The 22926-nt window shown below is 65.1% G+C and carries 22 protein-coding genes; 7 read left to right on the top strand and 15 right to left on the bottom strand.

Annotation, left to right across the window (positions count from 1 at the left end; all coding sequences use genetic code 11):
• Positions 1-16 precede the first annotated feature (16 nt).
• Positions 17-1156: an alpha-D-ribose 1-methylphosphonate 5-triphosphate diphosphatase gene (locus EJ070_RS07755; RefSeq protein ID WP_126090809.1), complete on the top strand. Its 1140-nt coding sequence runs from the start codon at positions 17-19 to the stop codon at positions 1154-1156.
• Positions 1153-1779 carry a phosphonate metabolism protein/1,5-bisphosphokinase (PRPP-forming) PhnN gene (phnN, locus tag EJ070_RS07750; protein WP_189350430.1) on the top strand — a complete coding sequence of 209 codons (627 nt, stop codon included), beginning with the start codon at positions 1153-1155 and terminating at the stop codon, positions 1777-1779. The genes EJ070_RS07755 and phnN overlap by 4 nt, the downstream gene beginning before the upstream one ends.
• 194 nt (positions 1780-1973) lie before the next feature.
• On the opposite strand, the gene EJ070_RS07745 is transcribed toward phnN, so the two are convergent.
• The 3 genes from EJ070_RS07745 to EJ070_RS07735 form a co-directional block, all read right to left on the bottom strand.
• The gene (locus EJ070_RS07745) at positions 1974-2969 is read right to left on the bottom strand and encodes an ABC transporter permease (RefSeq protein WP_126090808.1); all 996 of its coding nucleotides are present in this window, start codon (positions 2967-2969) and stop codon (positions 1974-1976) included.
• On the bottom strand, positions 2966-4531 hold the full coding sequence (locus EJ070_RS07740) for a sugar ABC transporter ATP-binding protein (protein ID WP_126095676.1): 1566 nt from the start codon (positions 4529-4531) through the stop codon (positions 2966-2968). The genes EJ070_RS07745 and EJ070_RS07740 overlap by 4 nt, the downstream gene beginning before the upstream one ends.
• A gap of 136 nt (positions 4532-4667) precedes the next feature.
• Complete coding sequence (locus EJ070_RS07735) at positions 4668-5630, bottom strand: sugar-binding protein (RefSeq protein WP_126090807.1); 963 nt, start codon at positions 5628-5630, stop codon at positions 4668-4670.
• A 585-nt stretch (positions 5631-6215) separates the two neighbouring features.
• Here EJ070_RS07735 and EJ070_RS07730 point away from each other — a divergent pair.
• Both EJ070_RS07730 and EJ070_RS07725 read left to right on the top strand, forming a co-directional pair.
• Positions 6216-7322: a LacI family DNA-binding transcriptional regulator gene (locus EJ070_RS07730; protein WP_189350428.1), complete on the top strand. Its 1107-nt coding sequence runs from the start codon at positions 6216-6218 to the stop codon at positions 7320-7322.
• Positions 7323-7420: 98 nt separating this feature from the next.
• The gene (locus EJ070_RS07725) at positions 7421-8221 is read left to right on the top strand and encodes a class I SAM-dependent methyltransferase (protein WP_126090806.1); all 801 of its coding nucleotides are present in this window, start codon (positions 7421-7423) and stop codon (positions 8219-8221) included.
• Between the two features lie 141 nt (positions 8222-8362).
• Here EJ070_RS07725 and EJ070_RS07720 read toward each other — a convergent pair whose 3' ends face one another.
• The 4 genes from EJ070_RS07720 to EJ070_RS37000 form a co-directional block, all read right to left on the bottom strand.
• Entirely contained in the window at positions 8363-8704 is a 342-nt protein-coding gene (locus EJ070_RS07720) for a putative quinol monooxygenase (RefSeq protein WP_126090805.1), read from the bottom strand.
• Positions 8705-8781: 77 nt separating this feature from the next.
• Positions 8782-9240, bottom strand: coding sequence for an antibiotic biosynthesis monooxygenase family protein (locus tag EJ070_RS07715; protein ID WP_126090804.1), 459 nt, complete (start codon positions 9238-9240; stop codon positions 8782-8784).
• A gap of 119 nt (positions 9241-9359) precedes the next feature.
• Entirely contained in the window at positions 9360-10130 is a 771-nt protein-coding gene (locus EJ070_RS07710; RefSeq protein WP_126090803.1) for a glucose 1-dehydrogenase, read from the bottom strand.
• A 197-nt stretch (positions 10131-10327) separates the two neighbouring features.
• On the bottom strand, positions 10328-10495 hold the full coding sequence (locus EJ070_RS37000) for a hypothetical protein (protein WP_245464992.1): 168 nt from the start codon (positions 10493-10495) through the stop codon (positions 10328-10330).
• On the opposite strand from EJ070_RS37000, the gene EJ070_RS07705 reads away from it, so the two are divergent.
• Entirely contained in the window at positions 10421-11290 is an 870-nt protein-coding gene (locus EJ070_RS07705; RefSeq protein WP_245464934.1) for a LysR family transcriptional regulator, read from the top strand. The genes EJ070_RS37000 and EJ070_RS07705 overlap by 75 nt on opposite strands.
• Positions 11291-11635: 345 nt before the next feature.
• Positions 11636-11764: a hypothetical protein gene (locus EJ070_RS37430; RefSeq protein WP_281059647.1), complete on the top strand. Its 129-nt coding sequence runs from the start codon at positions 11636-11638 to the stop codon at positions 11762-11764.
• Here EJ070_RS37430 and EJ070_RS07700 read toward each other — a convergent pair.
• Genes EJ070_RS07700 through iolE form a run of 7 tightly spaced genes read right to left on the bottom strand, consistent with a single transcriptional unit; the run spans position 11751 to position 18844 of the window.
• Positions 11751-12689: a sugar phosphate isomerase/epimerase gene (locus EJ070_RS07700; RefSeq protein ID WP_126090802.1), complete on the bottom strand. Its 939-nt coding sequence runs from the start codon at positions 12687-12689 to the stop codon at positions 11751-11753. The genes EJ070_RS37430 and EJ070_RS07700 overlap by 14 nt on opposite strands.
• 33 nt (positions 12690-12722) lie before the next feature.
• Positions 12723-13715: an inositol 2-dehydrogenase gene (gene iolG / locus EJ070_RS07695; protein WP_126090801.1), complete on the bottom strand. Its 993-nt coding sequence runs from the start codon at positions 13713-13715 to the stop codon at positions 12723-12725.
• 60 nt (positions 13716-13775) lie between these two features.
• Entirely contained in the window at positions 13776-14594 is an 819-nt protein-coding gene (locus tag EJ070_RS07690; protein ID WP_126090800.1) for a carbohydrate ABC transporter permease, read from the bottom strand.
• Positions 14591-15496, bottom strand: a complete 906-nt coding sequence (locus EJ070_RS07685; RefSeq protein ID WP_189350426.1) for a sugar ABC transporter permease — start codon at positions 15494-15496, stop codon at positions 14591-14593. The genes EJ070_RS07690 and EJ070_RS07685 overlap by 4 nt, the downstream gene beginning before the upstream one ends.
• On the bottom strand, positions 15496-16809 hold the full coding sequence (locus EJ070_RS07680; RefSeq protein ID WP_126090798.1) for an extracellular solute-binding protein: 1314 nt from the start codon (positions 16807-16809) through the stop codon (positions 15496-15498). The genes EJ070_RS07685 and EJ070_RS07680 overlap by 1 nt, the downstream gene beginning before the upstream one ends.
• The gene (locus EJ070_RS07675; RefSeq protein WP_126090797.1) at positions 16806-17903 is read right to left on the bottom strand and encodes an ABC transporter ATP-binding protein; all 1098 of its coding nucleotides are present in this window, start codon (positions 17901-17903) and stop codon (positions 16806-16808) included. The genes EJ070_RS07680 and EJ070_RS07675 overlap by 4 nt, the downstream gene beginning before the upstream one ends.
• Positions 17900-18844, bottom strand: a complete 945-nt coding sequence (gene iolE / locus EJ070_RS07670; protein WP_126090796.1) for a myo-inosose-2 dehydratase — start codon at positions 18842-18844, stop codon at positions 17900-17902. The genes EJ070_RS07675 and iolE overlap by 4 nt, the downstream gene beginning before the upstream one ends.
• A 570-nt stretch (positions 18845-19414) precedes the next feature.
• Here iolE and EJ070_RS07660 point away from each other — a divergent pair.
• Complete coding sequence (locus tag EJ070_RS07660; protein WP_126090795.1) at positions 19415-20920, top strand: PLP-dependent aminotransferase family protein; 1506 nt, start codon at positions 19415-19417, stop codon at positions 20918-20920.
• A 406-nt stretch (positions 20921-21326) separates the two neighbouring features.
• Here the strand turns inward: EJ070_RS07660 and ggt are convergent, their stop codons facing one another.
• Positions 21327-22919: a gamma-glutamyltransferase gene (gene ggt, locus EJ070_RS07655; protein WP_126090794.1), complete on the bottom strand. Its 1593-nt coding sequence runs from the start codon at positions 22917-22919 to the stop codon at positions 21327-21329.
• Positions 22920-22926 lie beyond the last annotated feature (7 nt).

The raw sequence follows: 22926 nt of genomic DNA, 5'->3' as shown, positions 1-22926 counted from the left end.
AAATAGGACTGCTGAAATGACCGCCGAGACCGTTTTGAACAACGCCCGCATCGTGCTGCCCGACGAGATCGTCGAGGGCTCGCTGCTGCTGCGCGATGGCCAGATTGCCGCGATCGAGCCGGGCGCCGCCCGCGCCGGCGAGGACATGGGCGGCGACTACATCATCCCGGGTCTGGTCGAGCTGCACACCGACCACCTCGAAGGCCACTACGCGCCGCGCCCGAAAGTGCGCTGGAACCCGATCGCCGCCGTGCTTGCTCACGACGCCCAGGTGGCGACCGCCGGCATCACCACGGTGCTCGATGCCTTGCGCGTCGGCATGGACGAGGACGCCGACCTGAAGTCCGACGACGTGCGCAAGCTCGCCGACGCGATCGAGGACAGCGTGCGCCAGGATCGGCTTAGGGCCGACCATTTCATCCATCTGCGCTGCGAGGTATCGGCGCCGGACTGCCTGGAAGCCTTCGCCAACTTCGAGACCGACGACAGGGTGAAGCTCGCCTCGCTGATGGACCATGCGCCGGGCCAGCGCCAGTTCGTCAACCTCGAGACCTATGCCTACTACTACCAGCGCAAGCTGAAGCTGACCGACCGCGACTTCCAGAAATTCTGCGAGAAGCGGATGGCCGAATCGGCCATGAACTCCGGTCCGAACCGCATCTTCATTTCCGCCGCCTGCCACGAGCGCGGCATCGTGCTCGCCAGCCATGACGATGCGACGGCCGGCCATGTCGACGAAGCGGTGGAGCAGGGTGTGCGCGTCGCCGAGTTCCCGACCACCGAGGAGGCGGCAAAGGCCTCGAAGGCGGCAGGCCTCGGCGTGCTGATGGGCGCGCCCAACGTCATGCGCGGCGCCTCGCATTCGGGCAATGTCTCGGCCAGGGCGCTGGCCGGCGACGGCCTGCTCGACATCCTGTCGTCCGACTACATCCCCTTCAGCCTGATCCAGTCGGCTTTCTTCCTCGGCGATGTCGTCGAGGGCATCTCGCTGCCGCGGGCGGTCGCCATGGTCTCGAAGAACCCGGCGGAAGCGGTCGGCCTTAGCGATCGCGGCGTCATCGAGCCCGGCCGGCGCGCCGATCTCGTGCGCGTGCGTGTCGACGAGCACGTGCCGGTTGTTCGCACCGTCTGGCGCGAAGGACGCCGGGTCGCATGATGGTTTCGGCGTTGATCGAGCGCGAACTGGCCGACACGCTTCCCATCCGCAACGGCGTCTTCGTCGCCGTTGTCGGCCCGAGCGGCGCCGGCAAGGACACGGTGATCGGCTTCGCCAAGGCGCGCTTTGCCGGCGAGACGCGGCTGGAATTCGTGCGTCGCGTCATCACCCGGCCGAGCGATTCCGCGAGCGAGGACCACGACACGCTGGCCGACGCCGCCTTCGCCGAGGCGGAGGCCGATGGCGCCTTTGCCATCTGCTGGGACGCGCATGGCCTGCGCTATGGCTTGCCGGCCGATGTCGACTGGGCCGTCGCCAACGGCCATGTGGCCGTGGCCAATGTATCGCGCGCGATCATCCCGGCGCTGCGCGAGCGCTACGCCAATCTGGCGGTGGTCGAGATCACCGCCACGCCCGAAATCCTCGCCGAGCGGCTGGCGGCGCGCGGCCGCGAATCGCGCGGCGAGGTGCTGGCCCGCCTGGCGCGCAGCACGAGCGTGACGCTGTCCGGTCCGGACGTCACCTCGATCGACAACAGCGGCGCCAGGGAAATTGCCGGCGAGCGCTTCGCCGAGGTGCTGCGCAAGGCGATGGCGTTCTCGGACCTGTCGGATCAGATCTAGCGCCTTTTCCTTCTCCCCTTGTGGGAGAAGGTGGCCGCGAAGCGGCCGGGTGAGGGGTGCTGGACGGAGTGAGGCGTGGAAGATCAAAGGGTTTGAAACGCCCCCGAGGCAGCGATCCTTCCAACACCCCTCATCCGTCTCGGCGCTTCGCGCCGATCCACCTTCTCCCACAAGGGGAGAAGGGGGAGGCAGTGCTACTCCGCCGGCGCGCCGGCGACGTTCCTGCGCGTCGCCTCCAGCATCCGGCGCCGGGCGCGGAACACGCCCCATTGCTGATCGACCAGCACGCCGATCAGGATGACGCCGCCCATCACCGCGAAGTTCAGCGAGGAGGGGATGCCGAGCAGGTTGACCAGATTCTGCAGTTCCTGCAGCAGCACGGTGCCGAGGATGACGCCCACCAGCGAGCCCTCGCCGCCGCGCAGCGAGAAGCCGCCGAGCACCGCCGCGGCGATCGCGTAAAGCTCGTAGAACTGGCCATGGCTGGCCGGCGAGATCGAGCGCGTATACATGGCGAAATAGATCGCCGACAGCGCCGTCAGCACGCCGCAGATGACATAGGCGGCGATGACGACGCGCCCGGTGCGGATACCCGAATATTTCGCCGCTTCCTCGTTCTTGCCGATGGCGTAGAGGTAGCGCCCGAACACCGAGCGGTGCAGCACCACCCACATGACGATGGCGATGACGATCAGCGCCGTGAAGCTGTTCGGCACGCCGTAAGAGCGCCCGGCCGTGAGGAACTCGAGATCCGGGAAGTTCTGGCCGAAGGCGAAACCTGCCGTGCCGTCGGCGGTGTAGAACCGGGCGACGCCGCGATAGATCAAGAGGCCGCAGAGCGTCACCACGAAGGGCTGCATCTTGAGCCGCGTGATCAGCCAGCCATGCACGAAGCCGATGATGGCGCCGAGCGCGATGATCAGCGCGAAGGCCAGCGGCCAGTCCATCTCGCGCACGGCGATGAAGTCGATGAACAACGTGCCGAGCAACGCGACCAGCGAACCGACCGAGAGCTCTATGCCGCCGGTGATGATGACGAAGGCCTGGCCGATGGAGAGGATGCCGAACAGTCCGATCAGGTTGGAGGTGTTGGCGAGGTTGATCGGCAAAAGGAAACGCGGATTGATGGCAGTCACCACCGCGCCGACCACCAGGATCAGGACCAGCAGGCCGAGATCTTTCTTGCTCATTGCGCTCCTCCCGCAGCTTGCACCAGCTTGGGCTTTTTGCCCACCGCCAGCAGAAGCACGTTTTCCTGGCTGAAATCGTCCCGGTCGAGAATGCCGGAGATCTGTCCCTCATGCATGACGGCGATGCGGTCCGAGACGCCGATCACCTCTTCCATGTCGCTGGAGATCATCAGCACCGCGACGCCGGCATCCGCCAACGACCTCATCAGCCCGTAGATCTCGGCCTTGGCGCCGATATCGATGCCGCGAGTCGGCTCGTCGAGGATCATCACCTTGGGGTTCATCGCCAGCCATTTGGCCAGAACCACCTTCTGCTGGTTGCCGCCCGAAAGCGTGCCGGTGCGGGTGAGCACCGACGGCGCCTTGATGCCGAGGTCCTTCTTCTGCTTTTCGGCGGTTGCGAGCTCGGCGCTGGTCGAGACCAGCGAGCGCTTCGCATGGGCAGGCAGGTTGGGCAGCGAGATGTTCTGCGCGATCGAGAGGTCGAGCAGGATGCCGGTAAGCTTGCGGTCTTCCGGCACCAGGAAGATGCCGTTCGCCACCGCGTCGGCGGCCGATCCGACATCGAGCGCCTTGCCGTCCAGCGCGACGCTGCCGCCGAGCCGCTCGTCGACGCCGAACAGGACGCGCGCGAGCTCCGTGCGGCCGGAGCCCACCAGCCCGGCGAGGCCGAGGATCTCGCCGCGCCTGATTTCGAGATCGACCGGGTGATCCGGATAGGCTGGGGTGCGCACCGCGCTGGCCGAGAGCGCCACGCCGCCCGGAGCGCGCCCCGCTTCGGCGGCCTTCTCGCGCTCCTTCAGCATGCGGCCGATCATCAGCTTGACCATCTGGTCGTGGTTGATATCGCTCTTCGGCAAGGTGCCGGCAAGCATGCCGTCGCGCAGCACCACGACGCGATCGGCGACACGCTCGACCTCGTGCAGGCGGTGCGAGATGAAGATGACGCTGATGCCTTCCGCCCGCAGCCCCTTGATCACGTCGAGCAGCTTTTCCGTCTCGGCGATCGGCAGGCTGGAGGTCGGCTCGTCGAGGATCACCAGCCGCGCCTTGATCGACAGCGCCTTGGCGATCTCGACCATCTGCTGCTGCGCCAGCGACAGCGAGGCGACCGGCGCGTCGGCCGAGAAATTGGCGCCGACGCGCTTCAACAGCGGCGCCACCATCTCGCGCAACCTGGCGCGGTCGACCAGCCTCAGCGGCCCGGCCTTCAACGGCTCGCGGCCGAAGAAGACGTTGGCGGCGACGTCGAGATTTTCGAAGAGGTTGAGCTCCTGGTGCACGAAGGCGATGCCGGAGCCGATGCTGGCTTCCACGGTCAGCCCGTCATGCGCGACGCCGTCGACCGTGACGGTGCCGCTGTCCGGCCGCGTCACGCCGCCGAGGATCTTCATCAGCGTCGATTTGCCGGCGCCGTTCTCGCCGACCAGGCCGATCACCTCGCCCGGCTTGACCTCCATGGAGAACCCGTCCAGCGCCACGACGCCGGGATAGGTCTTGCGCACGGCCTCGAGGCTCAGGAACGGAGCGGACTGGACGATGGATGGGTCGGAATAGTTCATCGCGCCATGGTTCATCGCGCCACAATTCATGACGCATCTCAGCAGCCGGTGGGCTACAGACTGACGGGCCTCGCGAGGCCCGTCAATACGGACGCCGGCCCAAGGCGAACCTTGAGCCGGCGCAACGGTTCATCGATTAGTTGCCCGCCATCGCCTTCAGATTGGCGGCGTAGGCGTCGACATCGTCCTTGCCGATGATCTTGGTCGGCACGATGATCAGGCCGCCGGCCGGAATGCCCGACTTGTCGCCCTTGAGGTAGGAAGCCATCAGCTTCATGCCCTGATAGGCCCATTCGAAGGGCTGCTGCACGACGGTCGCTGCAACCGTGCCTTCCTTGACGCCGCCCAGCGTGATCGGATCGTCGTCGAAGCCGACGACGGTGATCTGGCCGAGCTTGCCGGCGTCGCGCAGCGCTTCATAGATGCGCGGCGTGTTGTAGGAATAGAAGCCGACCATGCAGGTGATGTCGGGGCTGGCGACCAGCGCGTCCTCGACATTCTTCTTGGCGCGCGCCTGGTCGATGTCGTCGCCGCGCACGTCGACCAGCTCGATCTTGCTGCCGGCGAGCCCGTCCTTCATGCCCTGGATGCGCTCCTTGGCGTTGTCGGCGCCGAGCAGGCCGACGAAGCCCAGGCACTTGCCGCCGTCCGGCATCGCCTTCTTGGCGATCTCGGCCGCCTGCTTGCCGGCATCGACGTTGGACGAGCCGATATAGGCGACGCGCTTGGTCTGCGGGGCGTCCGAGTCGGTGGTGAACAGCGCCGTCTCGGACGCGATCTTGTTCAGCCCGTCGGTCGAGGTCTTGGGATCGACGGCCGAGACCATGATGCCCTTCACGCCGGCCGTCACCAGATCGTCCATCAGGCGTTGCTGGATGGCGACCGAAGACTGCTCCGGATATTTGAGCTCGAGAGTGTAGTCGGGCAATTCGCCCTGCGCCTTCTTCACGCCGGCTTCCGCCGCCTTCCAGAAGTCTGACGCGCCGTTGACGACGAAGGCCAGCGTCGGCTTGTCGTCGGCGCGCGCGGTCGCGCTCGCAGACAGTCCGAGAGCCAAGGCCGCCGCGGCGACGGATGCGTTACGGATCATGGATTTCATGGTTCAACCTCCCTTTTTGAAACTCATCCCTGATGTGTCGGCTGCGGCCTGGACGCCCTCCTCCTCAAGGGGCTTGCCCAAGGTCTGGCAACTTAAGAACGGCGCAAATCCAGCCGCGACCAAGACACTAGACACTCATTTGGCGTTCGTAAATAGTCCGATTTGTCTGACATTTTCGTGAGAGCGAGGGCAGCCCTCCTCCGGCGGCTTGCCGGCCAGTCGCCACGCGTTCCTCCCACTGCCGCCACCGGCCGGAAGCCCCGGTTCGGTCGCGGCGAGTTGACAGTAAAACGCTTACAGCTATTAGTAAAGAGTATTAGTTATGAAGCTGGCATGGCGTATCCGCGGCGGCGACGGCCATATCCAGCCACGCAAGCGGGATGAGGATGGTGGCGGCAGGAAGGCACCTCGCTGAGGCGAGAATCACCGGCAATTCTCCGGTTTCACGGGATCGGTCATCTGTTTTTCGTTGACAGACGGAGCGGCTGGCGAGGAAGATGTCATCCTTGATAATAGTTATAAATTTGGCGCTTCCGCGCCGCACTTGACCACCTTGCCGTTGCCGGCGGGGTTTGGGAAACGACCATGAGCGAAACGACGGAACTGCGCGATCCCCCGGAGACGTCCAGGCGACGCAACGCCAAGCCCAAGGGCCGCGTCACCATGACCGACATCGCGCGAGCCGCCGGCTGCTCGCAAGCGACGGTTTCCTTCGTGCTCAACAATTCGCCGGGCATCCGGCTGTCGCAGCAGACGCGCGACCGGGTGGTCGAGGCAGCGAGAGCGCTCGGCTATTCGCCGCCGGTCTTTTCGGCGCTCCGCCCGGCGGTGACGCCGTTCGAAGGGCTGGACGGCGTCATCGGTTTTGCCGTCGACCAGCTCGCCACCAGCCCGGAGGCGGTGGTCGCCATCGAGGGCGCGCGCCAGGCTTCGTGGAACGCCGGCAACGTGCTCCTGGTCGCGCAGACCATGGGCGACGCCGTCATGGAGCCGAGGGTTATCCAGGCGCTGACGAGGCGCGGCATCTCGGCGCTGATCTACATGACCATCTTCACCCGCGAGATCGCCGCGCCCGATTTCCTCTACAGCCTCGACATCCCGGTCATCCTGCTCAACTGCTACACCGCTGATTATGCCTTCCCGGCGGTGGTGCCCTCCGAGATCGCCGGCGGCCAGAGCTCCACCCGTCACCTGATCGGCCACGGCCACCGCCGCATCGCCACCATCACCGGCGAGCCTTGGATGCAGGCGGCGCAGGACCGGCTGAAAGGCTATCGCCGCGCTTTAGCCACCGCCGACATCCCCTTCGATCCGGAACTGGTGGTCGAGGGCGACTGGTCGGCCAGCGCCGGTTATGCGGCGACCGTCAAGCTACTCGCGCTCAAAGAGCGCCCGACCGCCATCTTCTGCCAGAACGACCGCACGGCGATCGGCTGTTACGAGGCGCTGAAGGAAGCCGGCCTGCACATCCCCCAGGATATTTCCGTGGTCGGCTATGACGACGAGGAGATCGCCCGCCACCTCTTCCCGCCGCTGACCACATCGATCCTGCCGCATCTCGCCATGGGCCAGTGGGCGATCGAGCAGCTCGAGACGCCTCCGACGCCCGGCCGCGGACGCTACCCCATCACCAAGCTGGAATGCCCGTTGGTGGAACGTGAAAGCGTTGCGACCGTGAATTCGCCCACATAACCGCCTTCGCCTGCCCCGCTATCCTTGCCGCGACAATTGCCTCGCGCCTTGGCAGCAATTGCGTCGAGGTTTAGCGTGGGCTGATATGGGAGGTCCCGATGGCGTCTAGCTTTACCGTTCACGCAGCGTCCGGTTATGAGCAGCTCATGGGGCGCTGGAGCCGAAAACTTGCGCCGCTGTTCATCGACTTCGCCGGCTTGTCCGCCGGCGAAAAGATCCTCGATGTCGGCTGCGGCACCGGCAGCCTGACCTTCGAGCTGGCGAAATCCGCCGGTCTCGCCGAAATCCAGGCCATCGACTTCTCAGCCGTCTTCGTCGAGGCGGCGAGAGAGCGCAATACCGATCCGCGCGTCACCATCCAGCAGGCCGACGCCACCGCGCTGCCTTTCGAGGACAACACATTCGACCGCGCGCTGGCCCTGCTCGTGCTGCACTTCGTGCCGGAGGCCGGCAAGGCGGTGGCCGAGATGCGCCGCGTGGTGCGGCCGGGTGGCGTGGTCGCGGCCGTCGTGTGGGATCATCTCGGCGGCATGCCGGGCATGCGCATGATGATCGACACGGTTGCCGCGCTGAGCGAAAGCGGACGCCAGATGCGTAGCCGCTATTGCTTCCAGCCGATGATGCAGCCCGGCGAGATGAAGCGGACCTTCGTTGAACAGGGTCTCACCGATGTCACCGAAACCCAGCTGATGATCCGCATGGATTATGAGAATTTCGACGACTACTGGGCGCCGATCGGTGCCGGCGAAGGCCCGCTCGGCAAATACATGACCACGCTGGACGCGGCGGAGCGGACGCGCGTCGAAGCCGCCGTTCGCGACGCCTACCAGGCGGGGCGGCCGGATGGTGCGAGATCGTTCGCCAATGTAGCCTGGGCCTGCAGGGGGGTGGTGGGCTAAACGGGCCCACGGTGCCGGCGATTCAGCGCATGGACCGCTCCGGCCGTTTCATCTATGTCGGCACCTTCACCAAGCTTCTGTTTCCGGCGCTGCGTGTGATGGCGACGCGCGCTCCTGGCGCAGCCCGCGTCGCGGTGAGGTTTAGAAGGTTGGGTTGGCGAAGGGCGTCTTCATGGAAAAGCGCCGCAGGTCCATGTCGCCCTCGAGCACTTCGCAGAGGGTCGCGACGAAGGCCTGCATGTAAGGGAGGCGAAAGTGGTCCTCGAGATCGGATGCGTGGCGCCAGTTCTCGTAGAGCATCCACACGTCCGGATCCTCGTTCGAGACGTGCAGGTCATAGTTGATGTTGCCCTCTTCGGCGCGAGCCTGCTCGTAGAGGCCATGCAAGCGGCGGCCGAGTTCGGCGCCCTGGCCGGTCTTGGCCCGCAGGAAGGCCACGAGGGTTAGCTGGTCGGCGCTGGGGGTATGGGCTTGGGTGGTCACGGGGTGTCCTTCAGGGTTGGAACGCGAGGGAAGAGGGGCGGCGGGCGGTATGCCCGCCGCCCCGTGCGCGCCGCGGCTCAGCAGCACTCGGGGTTGGCGGCCGGGTCCGAGATCGTCGGGGCGGTGCGCGGTGCCGGCTGCATGTCGGCCACGAAGCGCGCACCGCCTTCGGTGATCGGCCTCTTCAGGTCACGATCGAACATGGCGAACAGCGTTTTAGTGTACGGCCGCTCGAAGTGCTCGTTCAGGTCCGCTTCCGAGCGCCACTGCTCGTACAGAACGTAGTGGCCGGGGGCGTCCATCACCTTGTGCACGTTGGTGATATTGCCGGGCACCAGTCGCGCGCAGGTAACCGAGCGGTGGAACACCTGCTCGAAGTCGGCCTCCTTGCCTGGCTTCACGTCGAAATCGACGACGATGTTGACTTCGCCATTCGGGCTCGGCTCGACCTTGATCTGAGCCATGGCCGAATGGGCGCTCAGCATAGCGCCGGCCACGGCCAGGGCGCTCAGGGTGTGCTTCAGCAACTGTTTCATTTCAGGGGTCCTTCGAAGAGTCGGGTTCGGGGCAGTTCAGAGGGCTGGCCAAGCGCGATGCGTGGGGAACCACGCCCGCCGCGCTCGGCCCCGCCGCGGCGGGAAATCAGGTCGAGGCTTCAGGCGATCGAGTAGCCGCCGTCGGCGAGTAGGCTGTGGCCGGAGACGTAGGAGGCGTCGTCGGAGGCCAGGAACGCCACCACGGCGGCCATCTCCTCCGAGGTGCCCATCCGACCCGGCACAGAGGCTTTGCCGAACTCGTCCTTCGCCTCCTTCGACGGCCAAATGCGGTCCTGAAATGGCGTGTCGATCAATCCAGGGGCGATGGCGTTGACGCGCACGCCCTGCTTGAACAGCTCGATCGACGCGGTCTTGGTCATGCCGATGACGGCATGCTTGCTTGCCACATAGAGCGAGGCATTGCCGAAGCCGATCACGCCGCCCATGGAAGCGTTGTTGATGATGGCGCCGGAGCCTTGCGCCAACATGGCCTTGGCTTCGTGCTTCATCGACCAGAAGACGCCGCGGACGTTGGCGTTGAAGATCGTGTCGTAGATCTCGTTGGTCTGCTCGATGAGTGGGGAGAAGCTGCCTTCCGTCCCGGCGTTGTTGAACGCCACGTCGATACGGCCATAGGTCGAGACGGTCTCAGCGACCAGGTCGATCACGTCCTGTTCAACGTTGATGTCGGCGACCCGGGCAGTGGCTTCGAAGCCCTCGGTCTTGATCTGATCTACGAGGGTCTTGAGCAGGGCCTCGCTGCGGGCGCTGGCCATGACCTTGGCGCCTCGGCGAGCCAATTCCAGGGCGCTGGCGCGCCCGATGCCGGAACTGGCGCCGGTGACCAGGATCACCTTGCCCGCCAGGGTTTGAAGGGGTTTGTCAGACATTGTCGCACCTTTCATCGTTCCTTCGGCGAGCGGGCTGTGCTTGCCGATGAGTACGAGAAGGAACTTAGTCCGAGCGGATTGCTCAGATTAGACGCTCAATTCAGCTCACGGTGATGACTCAAATAGCGCAATGCAGAGCGCGTGATGGCGATGGAGCGAGACGCCGGGCCGGCCCGTCGCCGGACGCGCTCATGAGTCTAGCTGCACAGCGGAATATCGATTAATGATAAGGAGAGAATAATTTGGGGGATGCGGTGACCGGTGCCGAGCTTGCGCAACTCGCGACCTTCATTGCCGTCGCTCGCCATAGAAATTTCCGTAAAGCTGCGCTCGAACGCAATGTAGCGTCCTCTGCCGTCAGCCATACAATACGGAGCCTCGAAGAACGTGTGGGTGTTCGGTTGCTCCACCGCACAACTCGGAGCGTGGCTCTGACTGAAGCCGGCGAACGCTTCCTTACCGAACTGCAGCCCGCCTTCACCCAGATCGCCAAGGCGCTAGACGGCCTCAACTCCTACCGCGGCACGCCCTTCGGCACCGTCCGGATCAACATCCCCACTTCGATTGCGCCGTTTGTGCTGGACCAGGTCATGGGACCGCTCATCAAGCAGAACCCGGGGCTGCACCTGGATATCGAAGCGACGGACCGTCTGGTCGACATCGTGAAGGACGGCTTCGATGCTGGCATCCGCTTCGGCGAACGTCTCAGCCAAGACATGGTGGCGGTGCACATCAAGCCTCGCCTACGCTTCGCGGTCGTCGGCTCGCGCGCGTACTTTGCCGATCGCCATCCACCGACGACGCCTGCGGATCTGCGGGACCATGCCTGCATTCGTTACCGCTATCCGAGCGGCGCAATTTACAATTGGCAGTTTGAAAAGAACGGCGAGGAGGTCGATGTCGAGGTCGCGGGACCTGTGACCCTCGACGATCAGATCCTTATGGTCCAGGCTGCGCTACAGGGATGCGGCCTGGCCTATGTTTGGGAAAACTGGGCGGAGTCCCATCTCACAAGCGGAGCCCTAGTTCGTTGCCTTGACGACTGGTGCGCACCCGATGATGGACTTTATCTCTACTATCCTAGCCGGCGGTATGTGTCCGCCGGGCTGCGGGCGTTGATCGACATGCTCCGCGCGCCCGACAGACGAGGACGAACTTAAGCCCAGCTTCCTCTGAACGCTGCGCTTCTCTAGAGAGCAATTCCAGGAAAAGTGCGTAGCGGTTTTCCGTCCGGAATTGCGCAAAAACAAATGCTTAGATGGGTCAGCGATTCTGTGAAAAGCTGAACCGCTCTAGGCTGCGCGCCACTGCTCCGTTGCGGATGGCGGGCGCATTTGCCAACGCCTCTCGCACTCCAGCCGCATCAAAAACCGTTCTGAGGGAGCATCCGTGCCGCAGGAACACGGCGCCAAACGGCACATGACTAGTCAGCGGGTAATGGCGTCGCCTGCGATCCGGTCGCCAGCGATCGGGAAATTCGCAACCTGTTCATCGGCCTGATCATCGTGCTGGCACTCGATCCCATCGACCAGAACGTCGTCGCGACAGCACTGCCGCGGATCGTCACCGAATTGGGCGGAATCGGCGGCGGCATCGGCCTTCCGGGTCGATCCGCCTGCATCAAGCCAGATTGATGGCGACGTTGCGCAGCAACGCCACGGATTTGCGCATGCCTTCCATCGGCGACAGCATCATGTCCTCGTGCTCGATGGACAGCACGTCGTCGTAGCCGACCTGCTTCAGCGCGGCGCAGAACTGCCGCCACCAGGTCTCACCGTGACCGTAGCCCAGCGTGATGTAATTCCAGGCCCTATCGGCATAGTGGTTTGGCGGGCGCGCATCGAGCACGCCGTCGATGGCCGCCGGTATCGGTTCGATGCGTGTATCCTTCGCATGTACATAGTAGATCGCAGAGCCCAGCTTGCGGACGGCAGCGATGGGATCGGCGCCCATCCACATCGGGTGGCTGGGGTCATAGTTCGCGCCGACCGTCTCGCCGACGGCGTCGCGCAGCCGGAACAGAGTCTGGACGTTGTAGACGGCCTGATGGCCGTGCAGTTCCAGGCAAAGCTTCCTGATGCCGAGATTGTTCGAATACTTCACCAGATCGCGCCAGTAGGGAATGATGCAGTCGTCCCACTGGTAGCGCTGGATGTCGACGCATTCGGGCGGCCAGTCGGTGATGATCCAGTTGGGGTTGGCATCGCCTGGGCCGCCTGGCAAGCCGGACATCATCACCACGCGATCGATGTCCATCAGGCTCGCCAGGCGGATCGTGTCCTCGGTCACCTGATGGTGCTTCTTGCCCTGCGGTCCCGGATGCAGTGGGTTGCCCGAGCAGTTGAGCGCAGCGATCGTCAGCCCGTGGTCGCGGACCCTGGCGGCGAATTCGGCGCGCGTCGCGGCACTGTCCAGCATGGCTGGGAGATCGATATGCGGCGCGGACGACCAGTTGCCGCAGGCGAACTCCAGTGTCTCGAGCCCGAGTTCGGCCGAGGCGCGAAGCATCTCGTCAAAGGAAAGATTGCCCAGGCTGTCGGTGATCATGCCAATCTTCATCTCGGGACTCCCGTTTGACTTGAGACCATCCGCTCAGGGCTTCACAGGCTCGAACCTGCCGGACCTGGCGGAGGCGAGGGCCGCCTCGCAAAGGATCATGGCCTTGCGGCCGTCGCTGGCCGTGACGGCGGGCTTGCTGCCGGTTTCGACGCAAGTGATGAAGTGATCGATCTCCGATGCGTAGGACTCGGCGTAGCGTTCGACGAAGAAGTAGAAGGGCTTGTCGCGCGATATGCCCCTGTCGCCGTACATCTCTACCGAGGTCGGCATCCGGTTGCCGGCCTGCAGCATGCCGTCGGCGCCATGCACCTCGATACGCTGGTCATAGCCATAGGCGGCCCTGACGCTGTTGTTGATGTGGCACTGCCGGCCGGACGCGGTTCGCAGGATGAACATCGCGGTGTCGTAATCGCCGAGCTTCCTGTATTGCGGCGCCACCAGCGAGGAGCCGGTGGCGAAGAGTTCGACCGGCTCCTCGCCGAGCAGGTTCCGAGCCATGTCGAAGTCGTGGATGGTCATTTCGCGAAAGACGCCCCCACCCCCGGCCAGCGCTTCCTCGGTTTCGGGTTCGGGGTCTCGGCTTGTGATGATGACCTGCTCGACGGCGCCGATCTCGCCGCCGGCAAGGCGCTCCTTCAGCGCCCGGAAGCTCGGATCGAAGCGGCGGTTGAAGCCGATCTGGAACGGCACGCCCGCTTTCTCGACCGCGGCCAGGCACTCGTCCGTGCGCTTGAGGTCGAGATCGATCGGCTTCTCGCAGAAGATCGCCTTGCCTTTCGCCGCCGCGGCCATGGCAAGCTCGGCATGCGTGCGCGTCGCCGAAGCGATGAACACCATCTTCACCGACGGATCGTTCATCACCGCCTCGGTGTCGGCGATCTCGGCGCCGGTAACGGCAGCAACCTTGGCAGCCGCCTCGCGATTGGGATCGACGATGTAGCGCAGCCGCACCCTTGGATGACGCGCGAGATTGCCCGCGTGCACGCGGCCGATCAGTCCCACCCCGAACAGACAAACATCCATCATGCGTTCGACTTTCCTGTCAGGTCGCGCCTGTCGTGGCCCGTTCATGTTTCGCCGGCGCACTCATTTGACAGCGCCCATGGTGAGCCCGCGCACCAGATGGCGCTGCACCAGGAGCGCGAAGAAAACGATCGGCAGCGCGCCGATGACGCCGGCCGCCGACATCGAGGCCCAGTCGGTGTCGATGCGGCCGATCAGCGTCGCGGTACCGCGCGGCATGGTCATGGCGCGCGGCGTCGCCGTCAGTGCCAGCGCGAAGAGAAATTCGTTGAAGGTGACCAGCACCGCGAAAATGGCGGTCGCCGCGAGCCCGGGAGCGGCCAGCGGCAGGGTGATGCGGCGGAAGGCGCCGAAGCGCGAATCGCCGTCCACCATCGCGGCTTCCTCGAGATCGACGGGAATTTCGCGGAAGAAGCTCTCCATCATCCAGACGCAGAAGGTGACGTTGAAGGCAGTGTAGGTGGCGATCAGTCCCAGCCAGCTGTCGAGCAGGCCGAGGCTGAGCATCAAGAGATAGACCGGAATCAGGATGACCACCGGCGGGATGATGCGCAGCGTCAGAAGGAACAAGCCAACCTTGCCCTCCATCGCAAGCGGCAGGCGGAAGCGGGCGATGGCATAGGCGCCCATGGCGCCGGCGACCAGCGCGATGGCGACGGAGAAGAAGGTCACCACCAGCGAGTTGGTCAGGTAGGAGCCGAACTGCTTTTCGGTGAACAGCCTGACGTAGTTGTCGAACGTCGGCACATGCGGGTAGAGCGTGCCTTCCTGGGTTATCTCCCGGTTGGACTTCAGCGAAGTCGAGACCAGCCAGTAAATCGGCAAAAGCACCACGGCCAGCACGAAAATCGTCGTCAGGATGCGCGCCACACGGGTACTCATGACGCATCCACCCTGCGCAGAAGCCTGATGGCGCTGAAGGCGAGCGCGAGCACCACGAGGCCGATGGTCACGAACAGCGCAGCCGCATAGCCGGTCTGTTGGAACTTGAACGCGGTGTCGTAACCGTAGATCGAAACCAGTCTGGTCGCCTCGCCCGGCCCGCCGCGCGTGAGCACGAAGACCTGGTCGAACGTGCCGAAGGCATCGATGGTTCTGAGCACGATCGCCACCGCCAGCACCGGCCGCATCATCGGAAAGGTGAGATCGGCAAAGACCCGCCAGGCCCCCGCCCCGTCGACGCGCGCCGCCTCGAACGGCTCGTGCGGCAGCGATTGCAGCCCGGCGAGCAGGATCAGGAACATCAGCGGCGTCCATTCCCAGACGTCGAGCACGACAAGCCCAATGAAGGCGTTGAGCGGGTTGCCGAGGATCTGCGCCTCGCCGCCGCCCATCGCCTCCGAGAGCGCCGTCAGCATGCCGGCGTCGCTGGCGTAGATCAGGCGGAAGACGATGGCGACGACGACCGGCGTGACCACCATCGGAATGATGAGTACGGTCCTGAGCAGGCGGATGCCCTGAAACTCCCGCAGGCAAAACAGCGCGAGCGCAAAGCCGAGCACGGCCTCGAAGGATACCGACAGCGCGACGAACTTCACCGTGACCCAGAGCGAATTCAGGAATTGTCCGTCGCTCCACAGATGCACATAGTTCTGGAAGCCGACATCGGCGACCGGCGAGCCATAACGATAGGCTCTTGTGCTGGCGCGCAGCCCATCCCACAGCGGATAGACGAGCACGCCGAGCACGATCATCAGGCCGGGCGCCAGCATGAGATAGGGGAGGGCGAGGTCGAGCCCCGCCCCCTGCAGGCGATATTTGCGCGCCTGCGCTGCTGCGCGCATCAGTAGTAACCGGCCGTGGTCAGGTAGTCCTTGACCTGCTTGGCGGCTGTGTCGAGCGCGGCGCCGCCGCCGGAACCGGCCTGCAGCGCCTTGTTGAGCTCGATGCCGAGCAGTTCCTCCACCTTCGCCCAGTCCGGCGTGCGCGGCCTCGGCAGCGAGCCGGCGTCGAGCTGCTGCAGCGCGACCGGGATCAGCCGGTTGCCCGGCTTGGCGATGCCGAAGGCGCTGCGCTTGACCGGGATCGAGCCCGCTTCCGACAGCTTGGCCTGGGTTTCGGCGCTGACGTACCATTTCAGGAACTCAATCGAGTTCGCCTTGTTGGGCGCCGATTTCGGCACGCCTGCGATGAAGATGCCCATCTGGCCGATCGCCGACTGCTGCTTCGGCACGACGCCGAAATCGAGCTTGCCCGCCACCTTGGTCTGGGCGGGATCGTCGGCCTTCAGCGCATTGCCCGAATACTGGATGATGGCGCCGGCATCGCCGCCCAGGATCGCCGCACCTTCCTGGTCGGAATCGAACTCGACCACGCCGTTCGGCGCGTTCTGCTTCATCGTGCCGACGAAGAAATCGGCCGATGCCTTGCCTTCCGCTGAATTGAAGATCGGGTTCCACTTGTCGTCGAAGAAGGAGCCGCCGAACGACAGGAAGACCGGATACCAGCTGGTGACGATGGGGTTGCCGGAGACGCCGCGGAAGACGACCGGGTACTTGATCTTGCCGGCCGCCACTCCTTCCTTGCCCTTGGCGATGACATCGTCCCAGGTCTTGGGCGCGCCGTCGGTGAAGACGTCGTTGCGGTAGGTGAGCGTCTGCAGGTCGCCGACGAAGGGCACGCAGATCAGTGTCGGCTTGGCGCTTTCGAAGCCCTTGACGCGCGGCCCTTTCTGCGGCGGCCAGTAGCCCATGTCGATCATCGAGCCGATCCAGTCCTTGTCGGAACCGTCGATGCCGCCGGCGCCGAGATCCTCGAGCACGTTGGCGGCGCCGAACTGCGGCACCCATGGATCGTCGAGCAGATAGAGGTCGTACTGGCCGGCGCCGCTCTGGGCGTCGGCGAACCACTTCTCCAGCGTCACGCCATATTCATCCTCGAGGAACTCGATGTCGAAGCCCTGCTCCTTGGCGAGCGGGATGATCTTCTGCTTGAACGGCGTCAGTCCGCCATCGGCGAAGGCGCCGATGATGACCTTCTTGCCGGCTGCCCTGGCGGATATAGGCAAGCCGAGCGTGGTGAGGGCCGTGGTGGCTAAAGCCAGGCCGAGCCCGCCTTTGATGACGGAGCGGCGAGTAAGTCTGCTGGAATGCATCATTTCTCTCTCCCATTGCTGTTGACCCTGTGGACGGCGGTGAGGCCGGCCGCATTGAAGAAACAGGCGTTCGCCGGGTCGAAGGCGACGCCGATGCTTTCGCCGACCGCGCCCCTGAAATCGCGGCCGGCCCGTACCGAGACGTTGCCGCCTTCGAGGCGGACATTGACCAGCGTCTCGTTGCCCATCGGTTCGACGACATAGATTTCGCCGGGCAGCGCGCCCGGCTCGCCCGGCTGGGCGACGCTGCAGTCTTCCGGGCGCAGCCCGATCTCCACGATCTCGGCCAGGCGGCATTGGGTGAGCCGCGTTCGCTCCAACGGCACGATCCTGCCGCCGGCGATCACGCCTTGCTCGCCAAGCGCAGCCGGCAGGATGTTCATCGGCGGGTTGCCGACGAAGGTGGCGACGAAACGGTTTGCCGGGCGGTCGTAGATGTCGATGGGCGGCGCCATCTGCTGCAGCTCGCCGCCATGCATGACTGCGACGAGGTCGGCCATCGTCAGGGCCTCGACCTGGTCGTGGGTGACGTAGATGGTGGTGGCGCTGAGGCGCTGGCAGAGCCGCTTGATCTCGCCGCGCATGGTGAGCCGCAGCCGCGCGTCGAGATTGGACAGCGGCTCGTCCATCAGGAAGGCCGCCGGGTCGCGCACGATGGCGCGGGCCAGCGCCACGCGCTGGCGCTGCCCGCCGGAGAGCTGGCGCGGCCGTCGGTCGAGCAGATGGCCGATTTCGAGGATGGCGGCGACCTCGCCGATCTTGGCCTTTCGCCCGGCTTCGGGCGTGCCGCGGATCCACAGCGGATAGCCGATGTTCTCGGCGACCGTCATCTGCGGGTAGAGCGCGTAGCTCTGGAAGACCATGGCGATGTCGCGGTCGCGCGGCTGCAGCCGGGTGACGTCGCGCTCGCCGATGAAGACCTTGCCGGCGGTCGGCATGTCGAGTCCGGCCAGGAGGCGCAGCGCCGTCGTCTTGCCGCAGCCCGACGGGCCGAGCAGGGCGAGGAATTTGTGGTCCGGCACGGCGAGGTCGAGCGATCGCAGCACGTTGAGCGCGCCGAAATTCTTGACCACGCTTTTGAACAGGACCGAGCTCATCGCCCTCCCCGCCGCTCCGCGCTTGCTCCCAAGCCCTTCCGCTCGTCGACCGTGAAGCCGGCCTTGCGGGCGAGGTCGCGCAGGTTGCGGTAGCCCATTGTAGCATAGGTCAGCGGATGCGCCTTGGCCGGGTCCTGCTCGGCCTCCACAACCAGCCATCCGGCATAGCCCTTGTCGGCGAGGATTTTCAGCAGGCTCGCATAGTCGATCGCGCCGTCGCCGGGCACCGTGAAGATGCCTTCCATCACCGCGCCCATGAAGCTCATGTCGGTGTCACGTGCCTTCTTCAGCACCGCCGGGCGCACGTCCTTGCAATGGACATGGACGACGCGGCCGACATGCCGGCGCAGCAACTGCTCCGGGTCGCCGCCGGAGAAGGCGCAGTGGCCGGTGTCGTAGAGCAGCCCGACCGCCTCGCCGGTCATCTTCATCAGCATGTCGATCTCGGCATCGGTTTCGACGATCGTGCCCATATGATGGTGAAAGGCCATGTCGACGCCGAAATCGGCAAAACGTTCGGCCAGCCGCGTGATCTTTTCGCCGTAGGGCTTCCACTCCTCGGCTGCGAGCTTCGGCCGCTGCGAGATCGGGTCGTGGATCGCGCCATGGCGGCCGCGCGAGGTGTCGGCATAAACGACATGGCTCGCCCCGAGCTCCTTGAGCAGCGTCAGATGCGGGCGGATCGCCTCGAATTCTTCGTCCACCTCGCGTTCGCAGATGCGCCCGTCATACCAGCCGGAGACCAGCGCCAGCCCGTAACGGTCGAGGATGGGGCCGAGCGTGCGGGCCTCGCGCGGGAACTTGCCGCCGAGCTCCGTTCCCGCAAAGCCCGCTTCCGCGGTTTCGCTGAGGCACGTCTCGAGCGGCGTGTCGCCGCCCAGTTCCGGCACGTCGTCATTGGTCCAGGTGATCGGATTGATGCCAAGTCGAACTGTCGTCATTGCTCGCTTTCCGCCTGCGCCCGAAGGCTGCAGGGTGTTCGTTTCGGGAGGGAAATGGCTGCGTGTGCTTTCGGAAGGAGGCAAAGCCTGCCATTTTCGTTTGGCCAGACGCCCTCCCAGAGCCTTGCCTAAACGCCTCGACGTCTTACCCCAACGTCAGCGATTGGAGTCTACGCCGCTCTGTCTCCATCGCGAGGGCCAGTTTTCCGGAAAATGAAGGAACCAGTTCAAGTCCGCCGACGGCTGTGGCAGGATGGGGAGGGAGAACCATGGAAGGGTGTGGCATATGGAAGAGCTGAGGTTCGCTGCCAGACCCGAGTGTCGATCGTCGGCGCGAGGCACCCCCCTCTGGCCTGCCGGCCATCTCCCCCGCAAGGGGGGAGATCGGCAGCTGCGCTGGCGGTTCCATGCTTGCGGCGCTGGAGATTGGCGAAAGCCGGAGCGACATCTGATCTCCCCCTTTGCGGGGGAGATGGCCGGCAGGCCAGAGGGGGGGTGGCGGGAACTCGACGCTGCAAAGCGAGCTTTTCGGAAGCTTCCATTGCCAGCAGGCCGCAGAGACTAATACCCATGCGCCCCCTCCACCCCAAACCCCAAGCCTTCCCCCTCGACATGCTCGCCGTCAACCGCTCGAGCCCCGAGCACCTCTCCCGCCAGCTCTATCACGGCCTCGTCGCCATCATCCGCAACCGCACGCTGGCGCCGGGGTCGGAGCTGCCTTCGACGCGCGCTCTGGCCGCCGAGCTCGGCCTTGGCCGCAACACCATCGTCTCAGCCTACGACCAGCTCGTCACCGAAGGCTATCTCGCGAACCGCCAGGGCGCCCGCCCGGTGATCGTCGACCTGCCCGACGGCCCGCGCGAGACGCCGGCCGAAGCGTCGCCGGTGCCGCTGCGCGCGCCCTCGCGGCGCGGCGAGCAACTGCTCAGCCAGCCCTGCCACCACGGCACGCCGGGGCGCTTCGCCTTCCACCCCGGCATGCCGGATCACGCGAGCTTCCCCTTCGGAGTCTGGGGCCGGCTGGTCGCGCGCCGCGCCAGCCATGGCGAAACCCTGTTCGGCACCTATGAGGTGACCGGCCATCCGGCGCTGAAGGAGGCGATCGCCGGCTATCTCTATTCCGCGCGCGGCGTGCGCTGCCAGGCGGAGCAGATCGTCATCACCACCGGCGCGCAGGCCGCCTTCGATCTTCTCGCCCGCCTGCTGCTCGACCCCGGCGACACGGTGTGGATGGAGGAGCCCGGCTATTACGGCGCCAAGGCCGCCTTCACCGTGGCCGGCGCAAAAATCCTGCCCATCCCGGTCGATCAGGAACGCGGCTGGCGCCTCGACGCGCCGGATTTTTCGCCCCGCCTCATCTATGTGACGCCGGCCTGCCAGCATCCGCTCGGCATCACCATGCGTATGGAGGAGCGGCTGCGCCTGCTCGACATCGCCGAGACCGCCAACGCCTGGGTGATCGAGGACGATTTCGACGGCGAATACCGCTTTCAAGGCAGGCCCGTGCCGGCGATCCAGAGCATGGACCGCTCCGGCCGCGTCATCTATGTCGGCACCTTCGCCAAGCTGCTGTTCCCCGCGCTGCGCATCGGCTTCATGGTGCTGCCGCCCGACATGGCCGGCCGCATCGCCAACGCGCTCTCCACCACGGGCCAGTTCGCGCCGCTCCTGCTGCAGGCCGCGCTCGCCGATTTCATCACCGAAGGCCATATGAGCCGGCACCTCAAACGCATGCGCCGCATCTACGCCCAGCGCCGCCAGCTTTTCCGCGAGATCGTCGCCGAGCGCCTGCGCGACGAGATCACGCTCTCCCCCGCCGAAGCCGGCATCCAGGTGGTGGGCTATCTGAGGGAAGGCATCGACGACATCCAGGTCAGCCAGGCGGCAGCGAGGAGGGCCATCAACGTCTCGCCGCTGTCGAAATATTTCCAGAACACGGCGGCGACCCAAGGGCTGGTGCTGGGCTATGCGGCGTGCGACGCAGCACAGACGCGGGAGGGCGTGGAGCGGCTGGCGGCGGCGATACGCGAGACGCTGGGAATGCCGCGTGCGACTGGTCGCAGGCCAACCGCATAGGGCAGCGCAGCCCCCGCTCCGTCTCGGCGCTGCGCGCCGAGCCACCTCTCCCCCATTTCATGGGGGCGAGGAAACGACAATCACCGAGGTCGCGACTCTCGCAAGCTTGGTTTTCCTCGCCCCCACGAATGTGGGGGGAGAGGTGGCTCGGCGAAGCCGAGACGGAGCGGGGGAAGCGCCCCATGCGATTACCCGCATGCAGCCCTCACGCCCGCCGCGCCACATGAAGGCAAGTCGGCCTCCAAAAACAGCCGAAACAGATGTTAGCCGATGATCCGGTTTGCTAGCCAGGCAGACGCAGGGTGCTCAGATTCTGCTCCGCCGCGTTGCTTGCAAAGTCGGCGCTCGGAGCAATTTGCGGGTTGCTTTTGCACCTCGATACATGAACCGCGAACAGCCAGGGGCACTAAATCCCCAGAGCAATGCCGTCTTTCCTTGGTTCCGACGCGCCGGTCAAAGTGCCGTTCTCCCAATCGATCCGGATCGCCTGAGCGCCGCCGATCGGCTCATCCGCGGGAGAAAAAGTGAAGCCTCTGCGTTCGAGCTCGGCTTTAGCCGCACCGTCAATCGTATGCTCTGCCTCCACTCTTGTTCCGTCCGATGTCGGCATCAGGCGCGGCAGATTGATCGCCTCCTGCAGGTCCATTCCGTAATCGAGGACCTTGGATATCAGATGGGCATGGCCGAGCGCCTGATAGTAGCCGCCCATGACGCCGAACGGCATTTCCACCCTGCCGTTGCGCGTCACCATGCCGGGGATGATCGTGTGAAGCGGCCGCTTCGATGGCCCGATCCGATTGGGATGACCGGGCTTGAGCGAGAAGCTCTGGCCGCGATTATGCAGGATGACACCCGAGCGAGGCGAGACGAGGCCGGCGCCGAAACTGTCAAAGATGGAGTTGATGAAGCTTACCGAATTCCGATTTCGATCGACGACCGAGATATAGACGGTATCGCGATGAAGTGGCATTTCGAAGGGCGGCAGGTCTGTCAGCGCGTTGCTCAGGTCGATCATTGCCGCAAGCCTGTCCGCCAATTCGTCGGACAGCAGGTGGTCGACCGGGACGTCCGCCTTATCTGGATCGGCGATCCAGGCGTCGCGGGCGGCATAGGCAAGGCGCGTCGCCTCGATCTCGACATGCAGCCGGTCGGGCGACTGCGGGTCCCGCTTGGCGTGGAAACGGTTCAGGATGTTGAGGATCAGGAGAGCGATGATGCCCTGGCCGTTCGGGGGACATTCATGGACCGTGTAACCGCGAAAATCGGTGGTCACTGGGGTCACATACTCGCCCCGCGCATTCGCGAAGTCTTCCAGCGTGTGGAGCCCGCCGAGCGCGTTCAGATAGGACACTATGTCCTCGGCGACCGACCCCTCGTAGAATGCGCCGCGCCCCTCTGCAGCAATGCGTTTTAACGTATGTGCCAGCTCTTGCTGCCGGTGAACCTCTCCGATCCTCGGCGCCCGTCCGCCGGGAAGAAAAATTCGCGCGGCCGTGGCGTCGGCCGCGAGCAGTTTTTGTTCAAGGGACCAGTCGCGATGAACGCGGGGAGTGATGGCATAACCCTCCTCGGCAAACCGGATGGCGGGCGCAAGCACGTCGGCAAAGGGGAGCGAGCCGTGATCGGCGTGCAGGCGTATCCACGCGTCGATCGCCCCAGGGACCGTTACCGCCGCTGGCGACTGGCGTGGCACCTCCGTCAGTCCCCGCTCATTGAACCAGTCGGCAGTGAGGGCCGCCGGCGTGCGGCCGGACCCGTTATAGGCGATGACCTTGTCGGAGCCGTTGGGCGCATAGAGCGCGAAACAGTCGCCGCCGATGCCGGTCGAGCCCGGTTCCACGACGCATTGGACTGCGCAGGCGGCAATGGCGGCATCCATGGCGTTACCACCCGCTTGCATGATCTGCAGTGCAGTGAGGGTGGCGGAAGGATGCGAGGTCGCCGCCATCGCATGTCGCGACACGGCAACGGACCGGGTCGGCTTCTCGAAATCGCGCATTTCGTTA

The sequence above is a fragment of the Mesorhizobium sp. M1E.F.Ca.ET.045.02.1.1 genome (genome assembly GCF_003952485.1).
Lineage (GTDB): Bacteria > Pseudomonadota > Alphaproteobacteria > Rhizobiales > Rhizobiaceae > Mesorhizobium.
This window is presented reverse-complemented; position numbering and strand designations above follow the sequence as displayed.